16 protein-coding genes are annotated in these 19,255 nt (G+C 69.3%); 12 read left to right on the top strand and 4 right to left on the bottom strand.

What is annotated here, in order from left to right; translation table 11 throughout:
- Window positions 1-28 precede the first annotated feature (28 nt).
- The 3 genes from ACSHSS_RS03455 (at window position 29) to ACSHSS_RS03445 (ending at window position 3,783) form a co-directional block, all read left to right on the top strand.
- Complete coding sequence (locus ACSHSS_RS03455) at window positions 29-2,581, top strand: penicillin-binding protein 1A (RefSeq protein WP_445544580.1); 2,553 nt, start codon at window positions 29-31, stop codon at window positions 2,579-2,581.
- A 238-nt stretch (window positions 2,582-2,819) separates the two neighbouring features.
- Complete coding sequence (locus ACSHSS_RS03450) at window positions 2,820-3,134, top strand: DUF4148 domain-containing protein (RefSeq protein WP_006416472.1); 315 nt, start codon at window positions 2,820-2,822, stop codon at window positions 3,132-3,134.
- 241 nt (window positions 3,135-3,375) lie between these two features.
- Window positions 3,376-3,783 (top strand): lysozyme inhibitor LprI family protein, encoded by a 408-nt coding sequence (locus tag ACSHSS_RS03445; RefSeq protein ID WP_445544579.1) that lies wholly within the window; start codon window positions 3,376-3,378, stop codon window positions 3,781-3,783.
- A gap of 34 nt (window positions 3,784-3,817) precedes the next feature.
- On the opposite strand, the gene ACSHSS_RS03440 is transcribed toward ACSHSS_RS03445, so the two are convergent.
- Together ACSHSS_RS03440 and ACSHSS_RS03435 are read right to left on the bottom strand one after the other, a co-directional pair.
- Entirely contained in the window at window positions 3,818-4,465 is a 648-nt protein-coding gene (locus ACSHSS_RS03440) for a response regulator (RefSeq protein ID WP_217059885.1), read from the bottom strand.
- Window positions 4,462-6,573 (bottom strand): PAS domain-containing sensor histidine kinase, encoded by a 2,112-nt coding sequence (locus ACSHSS_RS03435; RefSeq protein ID WP_181159453.1) that lies wholly within the window; start codon window positions 6,571-6,573, stop codon window positions 4,462-4,464. The genes ACSHSS_RS03440 and ACSHSS_RS03435 overlap by 4 nt, the downstream gene beginning before the upstream one ends.
- 205 nt (window positions 6,574-6,778) lie before the next feature.
- Here ACSHSS_RS03435 and ACSHSS_RS03430 point away from each other — a divergent pair, with 205 nt between their 5' ends.
- The 7 genes from ACSHSS_RS03430 (at window position 6,779) to ACSHSS_RS03400 (ending at window position 15,233) form a co-directional block, all read left to right on the top strand.
- Window positions 6,779-7,258: a universal stress protein gene (locus ACSHSS_RS03430; protein WP_445544578.1), complete on the top strand. Its 480-nt coding sequence runs from the start codon at window positions 6,779-6,781 to the stop codon at window positions 7,256-7,258.
- A gap of 237 nt (window positions 7,259-7,495) precedes the next feature.
- Window positions 7,496-8,002, top strand: a complete 507-nt coding sequence (locus tag ACSHSS_RS03425; RefSeq protein ID WP_445544577.1) for a cupin domain-containing protein — start codon at window positions 7,496-7,498, stop codon at window positions 8,000-8,002.
- A 160-nt stretch (window positions 8,003-8,162) separates the two neighbouring features.
- The gene (locus tag ACSHSS_RS03420; RefSeq protein ID WP_006397086.1) at window positions 8,163-9,188 is read left to right on the top strand and encodes a DedA family protein/thiosulfate sulfurtransferase GlpE; all 1,026 of its coding nucleotides are present in this window, start codon (window positions 8,163-8,165) and stop codon (window positions 9,186-9,188) included.
- Between the two features lie 591 nt (window positions 9,189-9,779).
- A complete protein-coding gene (locus ACSHSS_RS03415; RefSeq protein ID WP_230940379.1) occupies window positions 9,780-11,159 on the top strand; it encodes an amino acid permease in 1,380 nt (459 codons plus the stop codon).
- 231 nt (window positions 11,160-11,390) lie between these two features.
- Window positions 11,391-12,329, top strand: coding sequence for a universal stress protein (locus tag ACSHSS_RS03410; RefSeq protein WP_445544576.1), 939 nt, complete (start codon window positions 11,391-11,393; stop codon window positions 12,327-12,329).
- 637 nt (window positions 12,330-12,966) lie between these two features.
- The gene (locus ACSHSS_RS03405) at window positions 12,967-13,224 is read left to right on the top strand and encodes a DUF3562 domain-containing protein (RefSeq protein ID WP_012217005.1); all 258 of its coding nucleotides are present in this window, start codon (window positions 12,967-12,969) and stop codon (window positions 13,222-13,224) included.
- A gap of 209 nt (window positions 13,225-13,433) precedes the next feature.
- Window positions 13,434-15,233 (top strand): methyl-accepting chemotaxis protein, encoded by a 1,800-nt coding sequence (locus ACSHSS_RS03400; protein WP_006397076.1) that lies wholly within the window; start codon window positions 13,434-13,436, stop codon window positions 15,231-15,233.
- Here the strand turns inward: ACSHSS_RS03400 and ACSHSS_RS03395 are convergent.
- Window positions 15,220-16,242 carry a sigma-54 interaction domain-containing protein gene (locus tag ACSHSS_RS03395; RefSeq protein ID WP_230943085.1) on the bottom strand — a complete coding sequence of 341 codons (1,023 nt, stop codon included), beginning with the start codon at window positions 16,240-16,242 and terminating at the stop codon, window positions 15,220-15,222. The genes ACSHSS_RS03400 and ACSHSS_RS03395 overlap by 14 nt on opposite strands.
- Window positions 16,243-16,261: 19 nt before the next feature.
- Window positions 16,262-16,546, bottom strand: coding sequence for a hypothetical protein (locus tag ACSHSS_RS03390; protein ID WP_254210911.1), 285 nt, complete (start codon window positions 16,544-16,546; stop codon window positions 16,262-16,264).
- Between the two features lie 269 nt (window positions 16,547-16,815).
- Here ACSHSS_RS03390 and ACSHSS_RS03385 point away from each other — a divergent pair, with 269 nt between their 5' ends.
- On the top strand, window positions 16,816-18,780 hold the full coding sequence (locus tag ACSHSS_RS03385; protein ID WP_445544575.1) for an ATP-binding protein: 1,965 nt from the start codon (window positions 16,816-16,818) through the stop codon (window positions 18,778-18,780).
- A gap of 56 nt (window positions 18,781-18,836) precedes the next feature.
- Window positions 18,837-19,247 (top strand): BON domain-containing protein, encoded by a 411-nt coding sequence (locus tag ACSHSS_RS03380; protein WP_217059891.1) that lies wholly within the window; start codon window positions 18,837-18,839, stop codon window positions 19,245-19,247.
- Window positions 19,248-19,255 lie beyond the last annotated feature (8 nt).

Raw genomic sequence — 19,255 nt, 5'->3', positions numbered from 1 at the left:
CCGCGTGAATCGCCGAAACGAGTCGTCCGTGCGCGACCTTCTTGCCCAATGGGTTGCGCGCGCGCAACCGGCCGCGGCCGCCGCCGCCGTGCCCGTCAAGCGTATGCTGGCCGCCGGCTGGCACCATCTCCGTCATCCGACGCGCCGCGGCGTGCTGCTTGCGGCCGCCGCCGTGCCCGCACTATTCGCGTTGTACGTGCTCGCGCTCGTGCCGTTCACGCCCGGCATCGGCGACATTCGCAAGGCGCGCGTCGATCAGCCGGCGCGCGTGCTGTCGGCGGACGGCAAGCTGCTCGCCGAGTTCAAGCCGTCGAACCGCGAATGGGTGCCGCTCGCGCAGATCTCGCCGCACGTGGTCGATGCGCTGATCGCGACCGAGGATCACCGGTTCTACCAGCATCACGGCCTCGACTGGCGGCGCACCGCGTCGGCCGCACTCCACACGTTCTCCGGCGACCGGCAGGGCGGCTCGACGATCACGCAGCAGCTCGCGCGCAACCTGTATCCGGACGAGATCGGCCGCGCGCCGACGCTCACGCGCAAGCTGAAGGAGGCGATCACCGCGCTGAAGATCGAGGCCGTGTACAGCAAGGACCAGATCCTCGATACTTACCTGAACACGGTGCCGTTCCTCTACAACGCGTACGGCGTCGAGATGGCCGCGCGCACCTACTTCGACAAGTCGGCCGACGAACTCGACGTGCTCGACAGCGCGACGCTCGTCGGCATGCTGAAAGGCAACAGCTACTACAACCCGGTGCTGAACCCCGAACGCGCGCTGCAGCGGCGCAATACGGTGCTCGGCCAGATGGTGAAGTACGGGAAGCTGACGCCCGCGCAGTTCGCGCAACTGCAGCGCCGGCCGCTGCGGATCGACTTCGAGCGGCAGAAGGAGCCGCCGGGGCCGGCGCCGCACTTTGCGCAGCAGCTGCGCAAATGGCTGATCGCGTGGGCCGACCGCAACGACTACAACATCTATTCGGACGGGCTGATCGTGCGCACGACGATCGACGCGCGGCTGCAGCAGATGGCGACGCAGGCGCTGATCCTGCAGACGAACGAACTGCAGCGCATCGCGAACAACGCCTGGAGCGGCCGCGACGGCTGCGGGACCGACAACGAAGTGTTCCGCGCCTTCATGCGCGAATCGCCCGAATACAAGGCCGCGCAGGATGCCGGCAAGGACGACGCGGCCGCGATGAAGGCGCTCGCCGCGGATCGCGGCTTCATGCGTGCGCTGTGCAAGGCGAAGACCGACGTGCAGGCCGGCTTCGTCGCGATCGATCCGCGCGACGGGCAGATCCGCGCGTGGGTCGGCAGCCGCGACTTCGCGAGCGAGCCGTTCGACCATGTCGCGCAGGCGCGGCGGCAGCCGGGCTCGACGTTCAAGGCGTTCGTGTACGGCGCTGCGTTCGAGCGCGGCATGAAGCCCGACGACACCTTCGTCGACCAGCCGGTGGAGATCCCGCTGAAAGGCGGCGAGGTATGGCGGCCGAACGACGACGTGCCGCCGACCGGCAAGCCGATGACGCTGCGCGATGCGCTCGCGCTGTCGCGCAACCGGATCACGGCGCAGGTGATGGAGAAGGTCGGCCCCGCGGCGGTCGCGCGGCTCGCGCGCGACATGGGCGTGCGCGAGAGTCCGCTCGAGCGCGTGCCGTCGCTCGCGCTCGGGACGAGCCCCGTGACGCTGAAGGAGATGGTCGCGTCGTACGCGACGATCGCGAACGACGGGTTGTACGTCGAGCCGCAGATGGTGACGCGGATCGAGAACCGCAACGGCGACGTGCTGGCCGAGTTCGCGCCGGCGCCGCCGGAACGCGCGCTCGACGCGGAAGCCGACAAGACGCTGCTCGACACGATGCGCAACGTCGTCACGCGCGGCACCGGCGCGAGCATCCGCACGCGCTTCGGCGTGCGCGGCGACGTGGCCGGCAAGACCGGTACGACGCAGGACAACGCGGACGGCTGGTTCATCCTGATGCAGCCCGCGCTCGTCGCCGGCGCGTGGGTCGGCTTCGACGACGGCCGCGTCACGCTGCGCAGCGACTACTGGGGGCAGGGCGCGCACAGCGCGCTGCCGATCGTCGGCGATTTCTTCCAGCGTGCGCAGCGTGCTCGGCTGATCGATCCGAAGGCGACCTTCGATACGGAGCCGTCGCCGGGCTGGTTCGCGTCGGTGCGCGAGCGCGTGACGGACCTGTTCGACACATGGTTCAGGCCCGAGCCGAACAAGGCCGCCGCGCCGGTCAAGGTCCAGCGGACGCCGCGCAAGCCCGAGCCGGCCGATAGCGGGACGGCGTCGAGCGAAGCGGCTGCGTCGGCCGCCGCTGCCGCGTCGGACGGCATCGTCGAGGAATGGGTGCCGGCGTCCGAAGTGGCGGCGTCCGCTGCCGCGCTGTCGGGCGCGGGTTCTCAGCCTCAGGCGCAGCCGCCGGTCCAGCCGCCTGCGTCGCCCGCGCCGGGCGTCACGATGCCGGGCGTGGCGGGCAGCGGCAGCGCGGCGTCGCCGGTCGCGCCTGCGGCGCCGCTGCAGCCGTCGACGCCCGGTGCGCCGGACGCCGGCGACGGCGCACAATAACGGCGGTCACGCCACTCGGGCGGCCGGCGCATCGAGCCGGTCGCTTCGCAGATTCATATCGTCTACGACGATAATCGTCAGAAGATTCGACTGCTCGATCGGCGATTGTATGTATCTCGTCAACAGTGAATTCGCGATTTAAGTATTTACCCTGATTGCGTGCACTCCTAGAATTCCAGACATGCGCAACGACTTCGCGTCCGAAGCGCCCGACAAAACAATCTGGAGGTAACGCATCATGAAATCGCTGATCAAGGCAGTTGCACTCGCCGCACTGGTTGCCGCACCGGTCGTTTCGTTCGCACAGTCGAACCAGCAGCCGCTGACGCGCGCGCAAGTGCGCGCCGAACTGGTCCAGCTCGAAAAGGCCGGCTACAACCCGAACGACTGGCTGAACTATCCGGAAAACATCCAGGCCGCGCAGGCGAAGATCGCTGCCGCGAACGCCGATGCGACCGGCTACGGCGCGAACGCCGCCGCGGCATCGCAAGCGGGCCAGCGCGTTGCCGTGCCGGCCGCGACCGACGGCTCGCCCGTCTACGTCGGTCACTGAGGTCGTACGGCGGCCGCCCGGCCGCCGCCGCTACCGCCGAAACAAAGACAAAGCCTGCACTCGATCCGATTCGAGTGCGGGCTTTTTTGCGTCCGCCGCGCGGGCCGACCGGCCGCCGCACGACGGCGCTGACATTCGCACGCACGTGCGCTAGCATCGCGGACGGTGTCGCCGACGCGCGGCACGCGGCCTCCGTCCGTACCGGACTCCACGACGTCAACCAACAACAAGGAGCGATCCCATGCGTGTCCCGACCGCCGTGCTGCTGTGCCCGCTGATGCTGGCGGCCAGCGTCGCCCATGCGCAGGCGAATTGTGCGAATGCGTCCGACCAGGCGACGCTGACCGCATGCGCCGAGCGCGCGTACAAGCAGTCCGACGCGGTGCTGAACCGCACGTACCGGACCGTCACCGCGCGGTTGCGCGACGCACGGCCGGCCGCCGACAAGCTGGTCGCCGCGCAGCGCGCGTGGATCGCGTATCGCGATGCCGAATGCCAGTTCTCGAGCGCGAATGCCGACGGCGGCAGCGCCTATGCGATGGTGGTCGCGACCTGCCTCGACGATCTGACGAAGGAGCGCACCGAAACGCTGAAGGCGTATCTGTCGTGCGAGGAGGGCGATCTCGCGTGTCCGGTGCCCGCGAAGTAGCGAAACGCGCGGTCGCGCGCCCGCGCGTCACGCGTCATATGTCGTCGGCCTCGTCGACGAGCTTGTGCCGCAGCGCGTAGCGCACGAGCGCCGCTTCGTGCGGCATCTGCATCTTTTCCAGAATCCGCGTCTTGTAGGTGCTGACCGTCTTCGCGCTCACGCATAGCGCCTGCGCGATTTCGGTCAGCGTTTGGCCGGCCGCGATGCGCCGGAACACGTCGAACTCGCGGTCGGACAGTCGCTGATGCGGCAGCGTGTCGGCCGGCTCGTTGAGGCTTTGCGCGAACTGCTCGGCCATCACGAGACTGACGTACACGCCGCCGGACGCGACCTTCGTGACCGCGCCGACCAGCTCCGCACTCGCACTTTCCTTCGTCAGATAGCCGGACGCGCCCGCGCGGAACGCGCGCACCGCGTACTGCTGCTCCGCGTGCATCGTCAGCACGAGCACGCGCAGCGCGGGTTTCTCGTCCTTGATCTGCTTGATCAGCTCGACGCCGTTGCGGCCCGGCATCGACAGGTCGAGCACGAGCACCTGCGCGGGCGTCGCGCGGACGAGCGCGATCGTCGACGGGCCGTCGCACGCTTCGCCGGCCACTTCGAAACCGGTCGCGTTCTGAAGGATGTGCCGCAGACCGTCGCGCACGAGCGTATGGTCGTCGGCGATGAGCACCTTGATCATGAGATGGGGTTGTCCTGTTCAACGTTGCCGAGCGGCAGGGCGACGGTGATCGAAAAGCCGCGCGCCGGCGCGGTATCGATCGTCACGGTGCCGCCGAGCATGTGCGCGCGCTCGCGAATGCCGATCAGCCCGAACGATTTGTCCTCGTGCGCGGGGCCGCCGGGCGGTGCGCCGTGGCCGTTGTCGGCGACGCGCAGCACGCAGAAGCCGTCTTCGACGTCGAGCCGCAGCGCGACGCGCGTCGCATCCGCATGGCGCGCGACATTCGTCAGCGCTTCCTGGACGATGCGGAACAGCGTGGTCGCGCCCGCGCTCGTGAAGGCGATGCCGCCCGTTTCGACATGGCGTTCGACGTCGATGCCGTAGCGGTTCGTGAAATCGTTGGCGAGCCATTCGATCGCCGGCACGAGGCCGAGATCGTCGAGCATCACGGGACGCAGATCGGCCGCGATGCGCCGCACCGACGCGACCGTCGCGTCGATCAGCTTGCGCATGCCCTGCAGATGCGCGAGCACGGTGGCGTCGGGCGCCGCGTGGGCCGGCGCGCGCAGCCGCTGCTCGACGACCGACAGATCCATCTTCAGCGCGGTGAGCTGCTGGCCGAGATCGTCGTGCAGTTCGCGCGCGATGCGCGTCTTTTCCTCTTCGCGCACGTTCTGCAGGTTGGCCGACAGCTCGCGCAGCTCTTCGCGCGACTGCCTCACCGCGTTCTCGGCGCGCAGCCGCTCGGTGATGTCGCGCAGCATCACCGTGTACAGCTTGCCGGAGCCGTCGCGGATCTGCGAGATCGACGCCTCGATCGGAAACTCCTCGCCGTTCGCGCGCAGCCCGAACAGCACGCGCTGGCGTCCCATTTGCCGCTCCGATACGCCCGTCACGCCGAACTGGTCGACGTGCTTCGCATGCGCCGCGCGAAACCGTTCGGGGATGAAGCGCGACAGCGGCGCGCCGATCGCTTCCATGGCCGATACGCCGAACACCTGCTCGGCCATCGGATTGAAGATCACGACCGTCTGCTTCTCGTCGATCGTGATGATGGCCTCCATCGACGAGCGGATGATGCCCATCATGCGCGCTTCGTTCAGATGACGGCTGCCGGCGCCCGCGTCGCCCGTGGCGGCCGCACGGCTGCGCATCAGTGCGTGGACGAGCACCGCGAATGCGATCGACGCGAGCAGCCCGGCCGCGAGCACGGTGGCGGCCGCGCGCTGCGCGCCCGTTGCGCTCGGCCGCCCGTCGGCCGAATACGCGAGCGTGAGCGCGGTGCCGCCGAAATTGAGGATCTCGGTGCGCCGCATCAGGTATGGCGACGTGGCGGCCTCGTCGGTCGTCGTCTCGGCGCTGACGATCGGGCGCGGATCGCTGCCCGCGCCGATCTTCAGATCGATTCCGCGTTCCGCGTCGAGCGCGCGGTCGATCAGCCGCTGCGGGCTCAACGCGGCGAACAGGATGCCGTCCGGCTCGAGGTCGCTCGCGACGGACGGTGCGCCGGCAGCGCGCCGCGTAGCGGCGACCGGCACGAACAGCGTCAGCGTGCGCGCGTCGTAGGACAGATCGTCGTCGGCCGGATGCACGCCGAGCGCGACTTCGCCGGTACGCAGCGTGCGCGCGAGCGCCTGTGCGTCCGGTGCGCCGAAGCGCACGACCGGCGCGACGGACGGCGGTGCGCTCAGCGTTGCAGTCGCGAGCGGGCCGGCCGGCATCGGCGCGTGTCCGGCGAGTGCGGCGCGCGTTTCATCCGACAGCGGCGCGTAGCCGAGTTGTCGAACGGGCGAGCGGCTGGCGTCGAGATCGAGCGATTGGGCGTAGCGCGTCCATTGTTCGGGCGTCATCTGCGGGACGAGCGCGAGCGCGCCGCGCGCGCTGTCGAGTATCCCGACGCCGGCCAGCAGTTCGTGGCGCAGCATCGCGGTCACGCGCGCGGTACGGCGCTCGAAGCGTGCATGGACGGCGTCCTGCCACTCGTCGCGCACCAGCAGCGCGACGCCGAGCGACAGCGCCGCGCCGATCACGAGCGCCGCGGTGCCGGCCGCAAGCGGCTGGCGTAACATGGTCCGGAGGCGCGCGGGCTCTCGGGCGCCACGGGTTGGGGTTCCTCTGGCGGTCATTGGCTGGCCATTCTGTTGTCCGCCGCCCGGGCACTCGAGCGACGCGCGCTGCCCGGGCGAGAGCCGCGCCCGGCACAGTCGATTGTGTTTTCAACGCGAAATTGTGCTCGCTTTGGGCGTTTTTTGTAATAGGGTCGGTTAAATCGGCGCGAGCCGGCTAGGGCGCGCGTGCAGGATGCGCGTCGGCGCGATCGGAGGGACGGACATGTACAAGCGGATTTTCGTCGGGCTCGACGGCAGCCCGAGTGCGCGTCTCGCACTGAACGAGGCGATCCGGATCGCGGCCGCTTCCGGCGGCACGATCACGTGTGCGTACGTGGTCGAGCATCGGCCGCGGCTCGTCGACGTCGGCGCCGGTTTCGCCGAGACGCAGGACGACGCCGCCGCGGCCGCCGATGTCGCGACGGCCGTGCTCGACGAAGCAAAAGCGGCGCTCGCGCAGCGGCAGGTGCCGGGCACCGTGCGCGCGCTCGACGCGTACGGCGAGGAGGTCGCGGCGGTGCTGATGCGCACCGCGGCCGAAGCCGATGCCGATCTGATCGTGATGGGCACGAGCGGCCGGCACGGGCTGCGCCGGCTGTTGCTCGGCAGCGTGGCCGAATCGCTGCTGCGCTCGGCCGATCGCGCCGTGCTGCTGGTCCGGCACGACGAGCCGGTGCCGGCGCCGGCGCCGACTCGCGCGTAATCGCCCGCGGCTACGGTACGCGCCGCGCGGCGGCGCGGGCGGTTGCATCGCGGCCATCACTTCTGGCAGGATCGGCGCAAGCCGTCGATCGTCGTCGCGTAGTCTGCGTCCGCGATGCGGGCGTCGCGCGCATGGCCGCGGCGCCCGATGCCGTGCCGCATTCGGCTGCGTGCAGCTGGTCTCGCGACCGTCCGTTCGCCGGATGCGGATTCGCCCCACTTACCGTTCCTCGTCGCCATGCCGATTTCCGCCGCGGACCTGATCCGCCAGTTCGACTTGCAGCCGCATCCCGAAGGCGGCTATTTTCGCGAAACCTACCGCGCCGCCGACACGATCGTGCGTCCGTCCGACGACGCGCGTCGCGCCGCGTCTACCGCGATCTACTACCTGTTGTGCGACGGCGCCTATTCGTCATGGCACCGGATCCGCTCCGACGAGGTCTGGCACTTCTATGCCGGCGATCCGCTCGAGGTATGGGTGCTCGACGAACGCGACGGGCTGACGATTCACCGGCTCGGCAATCCGCTCGTGCATCCGGGCACCGTGTTCCAGGCCGTCGTGCCGGCCGGACGCTGGTTCGGCGCGCGCTGCGTGTCGCCCGAGCAGGTCGCGTTCGTCGGCTGCACGGTGGCGCCGGGCTTCGAATTCGCGGAATTCGAGCTTGCCGACGCCGAGGCGCTCGCCGAGGCGTTTCCCGAATATGCGGAGCACGTCGCCCAACTGGCGCCGCGCGCGCCCGGTTGAAGCGGAGCAGGGCGCCGGCCGGCATGCGCGCGGCGCCGGCGAAACCCGTTTAGAATGCGCGTCATGTCGTGCCGGTGCGCAGAGGTAGGTGCCGGCATTGCACAGCCGTATCGACGGCCGCCGTCGTCGCCCGGTCCGCATGTCCTCCAGGAGCGCCGTCGTGTGGCATTTCCCGATCGCAATTCCATCGTCGCTCGGCCCGTGGGCCGTGTTCGCGAGCGTGCTGATCACGCAGCTCGGCGTGCCGGTGCCGGCCGTGCCGATGCTGATTCTCGGCGGCACGATGGCGGCGATGGGCCAGGCCTCGTGGGCCAGCATGTTCGTCGCGGCGATCGGCGCGACGATGCTGGCCGATTCGCTGTGGTTCTTCATGGGCCGCACGCGCGGGCGCCGGCTGCTGAATGCGCTCGTGCGCTTTTCGCTGTCGCTCGACACGACGTTGCGTTTCGCGCGTAACGTATTTGAAAGGTATGGCGCGCCGCTGCTCGTGCTGTCCAAATTCCTGCCGGGGCTCGGGCTCGTGTCGGCGCCGCTGCTCGGCACGACGGCCATCGGCGTCGGCGTGTTTCTGTTCTGGGATCTGGCGGGCGCGTCGCTCTGGGCGGCGTTCTGGCTGATCGGCGGCGCCGCGGTTCACGACCAGATCGTCCAGTTCGTGCTGTGGGTGCGCGCGAGCGGCGGCACGATCCTCGACGCGTTCCTTGCGATCTTCATCACGTTCGTGCTGTACCGCTGGGTGCGGCGCCTGCAGTTCCGCCGCTGGCTCGCGCAGGTGCGCATTTCGCCGCCGCAGCTCGTCGAGATGATGACGTCGAGCGAACCGCCGCTGATTTTCGACGCGCGGCCGCGTGCGATCCGCGAGCGCGAACCGTACCGGATCGCCGGCGCGGTGCCGCTGGATCTCGAGTCGCCCGATCTGCTCGATCCGGAAGTGCTGAAGCGGCCGATTGTCGTCTATTGCGTGTGCCCGAACGAAGCGACGGCCAAGCGCATCGTCGCGCAGCTGCAGCGCAAGAAGATGATCCACAACATCCGCGCGCTGAAGGGCGGGCTCGATGCGTGGGAGAAGCACGGCTATCCGGTCGAGCCGATTCCGGCCGATCTCGATACGTCGCGTTATTTCGTCCGGCCGGAGCATACGGCACTGGGCGGCGAATATACGGTGCGCGCGACGTTGAGCAAATGACGGTGCGGTTGTGGGTTGGCGTTGTTCTGGGCGCGGCCTGGGGCCGCTGGGGGCAGTGAGCGCGCCGGTCGCGTCGGAGCCGTTTCTGCTTTCGCCTTAGCCGACGTGCAGCGGTAATCGAGTTTTCTCTCCGATGCTTTGCTCATGCGCTGATTCGAATGCACCCGCCACCCAATCGAATTTCATCTCCATTTCCCGCACCCTCACCGCGAGAAAATCGGCTGGCGTAAAACCGCCGATCTTTCTTATAATCGCGCCTTCCTATTGGGTGCCGCCAATCGCGCGCCCATGACGCGCGATGGTTCGCGCCGAAAGCGATGGATTCCGTCGCCGCCCGCCGCCGCGCTCAGCCGCGTCGCGCGGGCCGCGCGCGGCTTCCGTGAAAGGCCCGACCGGTCATTCCGGATTTGTTCCGGAAATCACCGGTAATTCGCGGCGATTTCCGAAGGATTGACGCACTATCCGTATCGCTTTCCAGTCGGAAAGCGGTCGCGCCTCCTTTTCGTTTTCGGCAGCCGATAACGGCATCGACGCTCGCGCATCGACTTCGACACAATGACGCGGCCGCCGTGCGGCCGCCAGGAGACGGACTTGAAACAGCAAGAAGACCAGCTTCACCGCGGGCTGGAAGAACGGCACATCAACCTGATGGCACTCGGCGCGACGATCGGCGTCGGCCTGTTCCTCGGCTCGGCCACCGCGATTCGCGCGGCCGGCCCCGCGATCCTGCTGACCTATCTGCTCGGCGGCATCGTGATCTTCCTGATCATGCGCGCGCTTGGCGAAATGGCGATCACCAATCCCGTCGCGGGCGCGTTCAGCCGCTATGCGCGCGACTATCTCGGCCCGCTCGCGGGCTATCTGACCGGCTGGACCTACTGGTTCGTCTGGATCGTCACCTGCATGGCCGAAATCACCGCAGTCGGCGTCTACATGCACATGTGGTTCCCCGCCGTACCGAACTGGATCTGGGCGCTCGCCGCGCTCAGCGCGATGGGCGCGGTGAACTTCATCGCGGTCAAGCTGTACGGCGAATTCGAATTCTGGTTCGCGCTGATCAAGATCGTCACGATCGTGCTGATGATCGTCGGCGGCGCGCTGATGATCGTGTTCGGGATCGGCAACGGCGGCGTCGCGACCGGCATTTCGAACCTCTGGACGCATGGCGGCTTCATGCCGCACGGCATCGGCGGCGTGATCGACGCGCTGCCGATCGTGATGTTCGCGTATCTCGGCGTCGAAATGCTCGGCCTCACCGCGGGCGAAGCGCGCAACCCGGAGAAGTCGCTGACGAAGGCCGTGAACTCGGTGTTCTGGCGCGTGCTGATTTTCTACATCGGCGCGCTGTCGGTGATCATGTCGATCTATCCGTGGGACCAGATCGGCACGCAGGGCAGCCCGTTCGTGATGACGTTCTCGCGGCTCGGCATTCCGGCCGCGGCCGGCATCATCAACTTCGTCGTGCTGACGGCGGCCCTGTCGTCGTGCAACAGCGGCCTGTTCAGCACCGCGCGGATGCTCTACAACCTCGCGCAGCAAGGCCAGGCACCGCGCGTGCTCGGCCGCGTCAATGCGAGCGGCGTGCCCGTCTATGGCGTGATCGTGTCGGTCGCGCTGCTACTGGTCGGCGTGCTGCTGAACTACCTCGCGCCGCAGCACGTCTTCGTGTGGCTCACGTCGGTGTCGACGTTCGGCGCGATCTGGACGTGGTGCGTGATCCTGATCGCGCAGATGCGCTTTCGCCGCACGCTGTCGGCCGACCGCATCGCGCGCCTGCCGATTCGCGTGCCGTTCTATCCGCTCGGCTCATACGTGGCGCTCGCGTTTCTCGCGTTCGTCGTCGTGCTGATGGCGTTCACGCCCGATACGCGCGTCGCGCTCGTGATCGGCCCGCTGTGGATCGTGCTGCTCGGTATCGCCTACACGGTGTTCTACGCGAATCGCCCGGCCGTATCGACGCCGAAGTCCTGAGCGGCCGACGCCCGCGCGCGTGCTGCGTGCGGCATCCGGGCCCGCGCGTGCGCTGATTTCGATCATGCACGCACGGGCCGATACGCTTTATCCTGTCCCGATCGCTGGTCCGCGCTTCGCGTGGCCATCCGCCGATGCGTTCCGCGCCGGTCGTCCTCGGCCGCCGCGCGCGGCGCTGCGCGAAGCTCCCGTCGTCGTTCGCGACGACGCGTACGCACGGAGGCCTTCGCCATGCAGCCTGCCCAGTCCGCTCGGTCCATCGCGCGCGTCGCGCTCGCGATCGACCCGACACCCGAATCGCTGTCCGCCGCCCGCTATGTCCGCACCTTGCTGCGTCCCGGCATGCAACTGCGAATCGTTTGCGCGATCGACAACCCGCGTCTCGTGCTGCCCGACATTCCGCGCATCGATGCGTTGCTGACGTCGGCGCGCAAGGAAATGACGCACGACGCGCAGGCGACGATCGAACGCACCGTCGCGCTGTTCGCGGATTGCGACGTCGCGCTCGAACACGCGATCGTCGATACGTCGATCACCGGCGGCTCGGTCGCCGACGCGCTCGCGAACGACACGTCGCAGTGGGGCGCGGACGTGCTCGTAGTCGGTGCGAATCCGCATCACGGGCTGCTGCGGCTCGTGGAAGGTGCGATGTCGGACACGCTCGCGACGCGCGCACATTGCGCGCTGCTGCTCGTGCCTGCGTCGTATGCGCGCGAGTCGGACGGCCCGCTGCAGCGGCTGATGTTCGCCGTCGACGGCAGCGAACCGTCGCTGCATGCGGTCGAGGTCGGGCTCGGCTTCGCGGCACCGCAGACGCTGCTCTACGCGGCCTACGTGGTCGACCGCGCGGTGCGGCTCACCGACATCGTGCCGGTGCGCGCGCTCGAGAACGCCTATCGCGCCGAAGGCGAGGATGCGCTGGCGTGTGTCGCGCCGATGCTGCATGCGACCGGCAACCCGACGCGGCGCGGCATCGTCGAGACGCGCCCGACGAGCGACGACGTCGCGCACGCGCTGATGCGCGATGCGGTGCACTGGCATGCGGAGCTGCTCGTGGTCGGCACGCACGGCCGGCGCGGCATTGCGGCGTGGCTGATCGGCAGCGTCGCGCGGCGTGTCGCACATCTGGCCGAGGTGCCCGTGCTGCTCGTACGCGGGCAAGGCCGCTGAACGCGCGCGGCGCGCACGAAACGCGCAGGGCTTGATCTGCGTCAGAAACGGCGCATGGCGCGCGTGAGACAGTGGCAGGCCATTCGACGCAGCGCGCCTTGGCGAGCGCATGCGCGGTGGCCACGATGCGGCTCGGTGCACGCCGCGTGTTTGGCACACCGCCGAATCGTCGCTGCCGCCGCATGCTGCGCCGCTTGCACGCGTGGACCGTCTTCTTTCGGCGACCGGCCGCATCGCCTGCCACCGTCGAATCGCGAACTCTCTGGCACGAGGGTAGGCTGTCGCAAGGCGGCCTTGGAAAAAGGGCGGGGTGCCGCGCATCCCGCCCGCTTTCCGGCATCGCCGGCATCGTATGCATGCGCGATCCGGCGATCGCGACCCTTGACGAAGCATTTCGGCGAGTCTAAGTTGCTCGCTACGGCGACGCGCCGACATGCACGCGGTGCATGTCCGCCCGCCGCGACGCGTCCGGGGTGACGCGACATGTTCATCGATCCTGCGCGAACGGCCTGCCTCGGCCGCCTTTCATTGATCGCGCGCAAGCAAGCCGCGGCGCATCGCACGCCGCACGGCTTCCGACTCGTTACGCTTTCCTTGCCGTTCCGTTTCCGTCACTTCGACCGTCAGGAGTCCGTCGATGTCACAGGACGATTTGCTCGATTCGCTGAAGGAAGCTGCCGCGCGACGTGCGATCGACGCGGAGCAATTGCACGCGATGCTCGACGCCGAGATACGTGCGCTGTCGTCCGGCGCGCGCGTGCACGACTACATCCGCGTGATCGCGATCCGCCATCTGCGCGAACGGATGCGCGAGGACGCCGATATCGTGCCGGATTCGCGTTCGCGCGGCGCCGGCGACGATCCGCCGGGCGCCGACGCACGTTCGGGCCCTTGACGGTCCCGGCATGACGCGACGCGCGCCGAGGCTCGGCCCGAGCGGCCCGAGCGGCCCGAGCGGCCCGAGCGGCCCGAGCGGCCCGAGCGCGCGCGTTTCGTCAGACGTTTCATCGATTTGTCACGGACCCCTCAAGTCGGCGACGCGCGTGCCGTTTACCCGGTGAATCCCTCCACCGGGCGTTTGTGCACCCTTACCGAGTCGTCGCCATGTTTTCGTCCATCCGCACCCGCATCCTCGCCGCGTGCGTCGCCATCGTCGTGTTCGCGCTCGTCGCCACCACCCTCATCAACTATTTCATTGCGCGCTCGTACAACAACGACGCGATCGATCGCAACCTGACGTCGGTTGCAAGCGGCCACGTGGTCGGGATCGCGGACTGGGTCGCGACGCGGCGCCGGATGGTCGAATCGCTGCAGGACGCCGCGCTGTCCGCCGATCCGCTACCGGTGTTCAAGCAGATGGCGGCCGCGGGCGGCTTCACGAACGTCTATGCGGGCTATGCGGACAAATCGTTCCGGTTTTCCGATCCGACCGGCATTCCCGCCGACTACGATCCGACCGGCCGGCCGTGGTACCGGCAGGCGGCGCAGGCCGGCAAGCCGGTCGTCACGCCGCCGTACGTCGATGCGGGCACCGGTAACCTGGTCGTCACGTTCGCGGTGCCGATCCTGCGCGACGGCGCGCTGAAGGGCGTCGTCGCGGCCGACGTCGGCATGGACAGCGTGATCGCGAACGTGAAGTCGATTCATCCGACGCCGGCGAGCTTCGGGATGTTGATCGACAGCAGCGGCCACGTGGTCGCGCATCCCGACTCGAAGCTGACGCTGAAGCCGGTCGCCGACCTGTCGCCCGATCTCGGTGCGATTCCGGCGGCGTCGCTCGCGGGTGCGAGCGCGCCGGTCGAGGTGCACGTCGGCGACGACGCGAAGCTCGTACGCGCGCAGCCGGTGCCGGGCACCGACTGGTACGCGCTCGTCGCGCTCGACAAGACCGATGCGACGGGCGGCATGCGCTCGCTGCTGACCGCTTCGCTGATCACGATGATCGTGATCGTCGCGGTCGCGTCGTTGATCGTCGGCGCAATCACGACGACCGCGTTTCGCCGTTTGTCCCAGGTGCGGCTCGCGATGGCCGAGATCGGTTCGGGCGGCGGCGATCTGACGCAGCGGCTGCCGGCCGAGGGCCGCGACGAAGTGGCCGATATCGCGCGCTCGTTCAACCGTTTCGTCGACAAGCTGAGCGACGTGATCCGGCAGATTCGCGATGCGAGCGAATCGGTGCGTACGGCGGCGAACGAGATCGCGGCGGGCAATCAGGATCTGTCGTCGCGCACCGAATCGGCGGCCGCGAGCCTCGAGGAAACGGCCGCGTCGATGGAGCAGATCACCGCGACGGTCGGCCAGTCGGCGGCCGCAGCCGGCCAGGCGGACGAGCGCGCGGCCGCCGCGTCGCGCATCGCGTCGCACGGCGGCGCGGTCGTGTCGGACGTCGTCGCGACGATGGCGAAGATCGAGGAAGCGTCGGGCCGGATCGGCGACATCATCGGCGTGATCGACGGCATCGCGTTCCAGACCAACATCCTCGCGCTGAACGCCGCCGTCGAAGCGGCACGCGCGGGCGAGCAGGGGCGCGGCTTCGCGGTCGTCGCGCAGGAAGTGCGCAGTCTCGCGCAGCGCAGCGCGCAGGCCGCGCGCGAAGTGAAGGTGCTCGTCGAATCGACGGTCGACAGCGTGTCGGCCGGCTCCGGGCAGGTGCGTCAGGCGGGCGAGACGATGCGCGAGATCGTGTCGAACGTCGCCAACGTGACGACGATCATCTCCGAGATCACGCATGCGGCGAACGAACAGACGCGCGGCATCCAGGAAGTGAACCGCGCGGTCACGCAGCTCGACGAGATGGTGCAGCAGAACGCGGCGCTGGTCGAACAGTCGACCGCGGCGGCGTCGGCGCTGCAGACGCAGGCGAACGCGCTCGCGTCGACGGTCGGCCAGTTCAGGGTCGCGTAGCGCGTTCGCCGGACGCCGGGCGCGCGGCGTCGTCGCCGGCCTCGCGCATCAGCGCGAGCCGGTTGTAGAGCGTCTTCAGGCTGATGCCGAGCGCTTTCGCCGCGAGCGGCTTGTTGCCCTCGAAATGGCGCAGCGTCGCGGCGATGAAGCGTTGCTGCGCATGATGCAGCGTCGCGCCGAGCGGCAGCGAGATCGCGTCGTCGTGCATCAGGTCGGCCGGCACCGGCTGCTTCGGCAGCGTGACGTCGATCCCGTCGTCCGCCAGGATGTACGCGCGCTCGATCGTATTGCGCAGCTCGCGCACGTTGCCGGGCCACGAGTACGCGCGCAGCGCGGCGATCGCCGCATCGGTCAGCCGCTTGTCGGAGCGGTGCCGCGCATTGAGCGCCGCGACGAATTCCTGCGCGAGCACCTCGACGTCGCCTTCGCGCTGGCGCAGCGGCGGCACGACGAGCGCGAACGCGGCGAGCCGGTAGAACAGGTCTTCGCGCAGGCGGCCGTCGCGCACGGCGTCGGCCGGATTGTGGCGCGTCGCGGACACGATCCGCACGTCGAGCGCGATGGTTTCCGTGCCGCCGACGCGCAGGATCGTATTCGACTCCAGCGCGCGCAGCAGCTTCACCTGCAGCGCGGCCGGCATTTCCGCGATTTCGTCGAGCAGCAGCGTGCCGCCGCGCGCGGCTTCGAAGAAGCCGGTGTGCTGCGCGGTCGCGCCGGTGAAGCTGCCTTTTTCGTGGCCGAACAGCTGCGACTCCGCGATGTCGGCGGGAATCGCGCCGCAGTTGACCGCGACGAACGGCCCGTTGCGCCGCGGGCTCAACTCGTGCAACCGACGCGCGACGATGTCCTTGCCCACGCCGCTTTCGCCCGCAATCATCACGCTCGCGCCGGTCGGCGCGACTTTCTCGATGCGCGCGAGCAGCGCGCGCATCGCCGCCGAACGGCCGGACAGCCGGCGTTCGTCCGCGCGTTTCGCGCGGGACGACGTTTCCCGCGGCGGCTTCAGCATGTCGGTTTGCACTTCGATGTCACGCAATTCGTCCATTTGGAATACCGGGTATCGACAACGCGGGCGGCGCGAAGGTGCCGGCGCATAGAAATTTCCAATGCGCACGGCGCTGGCGATCGCTCGCGTGCCGTTTTTCGATCGACAGCCGCCTGGCATGCACGGTCGGGGGCAGGATTTCAAAACGATCCCATGCTTTTTTACAGAAAGCTAATGAAAAAACGTGCGTCCTGGCGCGTGCTTTGCGGCGACCGAGGTATCGCAGCGGAATAGCGGGGGCCGCATCCGCGACGAAACGACCTGTCATCTTCGCACGGCGCGCACCGCGACATGGCGCAGCGTCGCAGATCGCGGCCCGGCAACGCGCGGTGCGCACCGTCCAGCGCCCGCGCGTGTGCCGCGCCGTGCCGCTGCCGGGCGCCGCAGGCTGCGGCGATCGGGGCGTCGCGGTGGGGGCGTCGGCAGGTACGACGGTTGCTTGCCGCGTGTCGCTCGCCCGGCCCGTTCGACGGTATGCCGGACCGCCCGGGCGGCACGCCGCCGCGCGAAGGATGCCGGCGCGAATGCAGGAACGCAATGAGGACCGTTACCCGTGAACTATTCCGGCAGGGTGCATGGGTCGTGCTGGCCGTCGGCGTCGCGTGCGCGCTGCAGGTGGGCGCGATTCGCGTGGTCGGCGCGCATGCGCCGTTTGCGCCGTTGCCTTTTTATGCAGGCGTCGCCGCCGCCGCGTGGCTGACGTCGCTCGCCGGCGGCCTGGCCGCGACCGTCGCGAGCACCGTCGTGATCGCCGCGCTCTGGTGGCGCGACGCGCCGACGGCGACATGGCTGGCCGACGCCGGCACGTTCGTCGCGATCGGCGTAATCGAATGCGCGCTGATCGCGGCCGTCAGGCCGTTGTTCGCGCGCACGCGTGCGGTCGACGACGCGCGCGACCCGCGGCGGGAGCCGGCGGCTGCACCGCCGCCGCCGTCCGAGGACGTGCTGTTGCGCCGCGTGGTCGATGCGTCGCCCGATGCCATAGTCGGCGTCGACGGCGCGCGGCGGATCGTCAGCTGGAACCGCGCGGCGCAGCGCATCTTCGGTGCCGACGCGGCGACGATGATCGGCCGCGACGTGACGACGCTGTTCGCGCCGCGCTGGCTGCGCCGTCAGCCGGTGCCCGCGTCGATCGACGAGGTACACGCGCCGGTCGGGCCGATCGACGTGCTCTGCATGCGGCAAGACGCACACTGCTTTCGCGCGACGTTTGCGGCATCGCCGATCGTCGATGCGAACGGGCATGTCGACGGGTGGTCGATGACGCTGCGCGAGGCGCGCGAGCGCCGTCGCGACGAGCGGCGCGATCACCTGTCGCTGCGCGGCGCGCGCGACGCCCGTGCGCAGGCCGACACGTCGAACCGGCTGAAGGACGAACTGCTCGCGACCGTATCGCATGAACTGCGTACGCCGCTGAACGTGATCTACGGCTGGGTCGAGGTGCTGCGCAGCGTCGACGGACAGGGCTTCGCGCAGCAGGCAGTCGACGCGATCGATCGCAGCGCGCGTTCGCTCGCGCGGATGGTCGGCGATCTGCTCGATGCATCGTCGCTCGCGACCGGCAAGCTGCGTCTGGAGCGTACGCCGGTCGACGTCGCGCGCGTCGTGCACGACGCGGCGCGCGAGTTCGGCGCGCCCGCGCATGCGAAGGGCATCACGCTCGTCACCGAAGGCGCGGGCACGGCGTGCGTGATCTCGGCCGACGCGGAGCGGCTGCATCAAGTGCTGTCGAACCTGCTGTCGAACGCGATCAAGTTCACGCCGAGCGGCGGGCGCATCGTCGTGTCGCTCGCACGCGTCGACGCGCACGTCAGCCTGTCGGTTGCCGACACCGGGCAGGGGATGGCGCCCGAAGCGCTGCCGCATCTGTTCGATCCGTTCAACCGCCCGGCCAATGCGCCGGCATCGCCGCAGCGCGGCCTCGGGCTCGGCCTGTCGATCGTGCGCAACATCGCGGAGCTGCACGGCGGATCGGTGGAGGCGGCCAGCGAAGGGCCCGGTCGCGGCCTGACCGTCACGGTCACGCTGCCGGCCGGCTGGGACGCGGACATGGCGGTCGTTCCGCTCGGCGCCGTGGACAGCGTGCCGGCCGCGGCACTCGAACACCAGCGTGTGCTCGTCGTCGACGACGAGCCGACGTCGCGCGCCAGCCTCTCGGCCGCACTGCAGACGCTCGGCGCGCAGGTGTCCACCGCGCAGTCGGGGCGCGACGCGCTCGCGAGCATCGAGCGCGATCCGCCGACTGTCGTGCTGTCGGACATCGCGATGCCCGACGGTGACGGATTCTGGCTCATCGAGCGCGTGCGGCGGCTGCCCGGGCGTCACGCGCGCATGCCGGTGGTCGCCGTGACCGCGCATGCGGGCGTCGCGGATCGGCAGCGGGTGATGGCGGCGGGCTTCGACGCCTATCTGTGCAAGCCGGTCGACGTGCCGACGCTCGCGAGCGCGATCGACGACGTGACGGCCCGTCGCACGCGCGAGAAGGACGGGCCGGAACGGTGATGACGGCAGGCGCGGCCGGGCGGTCGCGCGCCGGCAGCGGAGGACGGGAGGACAACATGAACGAAACGAAACACGCGTCGCGCGCGAATGCGCAGCCGGCGCCGCCGCGCGTCAAACGCCGGCCGCCGGTTGCCGCGATCGCGCGCATACTGGTGTTGTCGTGTGCATGGATCGCGGTGCCTCGTCCGGCGGCGGCCGAGCAGGGCGTCGGCGCGAAGCTCGCGAGCCAGGCGTCGGCCGTCGGCAGCCAACTGCGCGATGCGACGATCACGTCCCGCGTCAGGGCCGCGCTCGTCGCGGAGCGCGGGCTCGCGTCCGGCGACATCGACGTGCAGGTACGCGATCACGTGGCCGAGCTGACGGGCACCGTGCCCGACGATCGGCAACGCGCGACCGCGCTCCGCGTCGTACGCGACGTGGACGGCGTACGCGGCGTGCGCGACAAGCTGCAGATACGCCCGAAGTAACGTGATGC

Source organism: Burkholderia sp. BC1 (assembly GCF_052683555.1).
The sequence above is the reverse complement of the archived record's forward strand: the minus strand, read 5'-3'. Positions and strand labels throughout refer to the sequence as shown.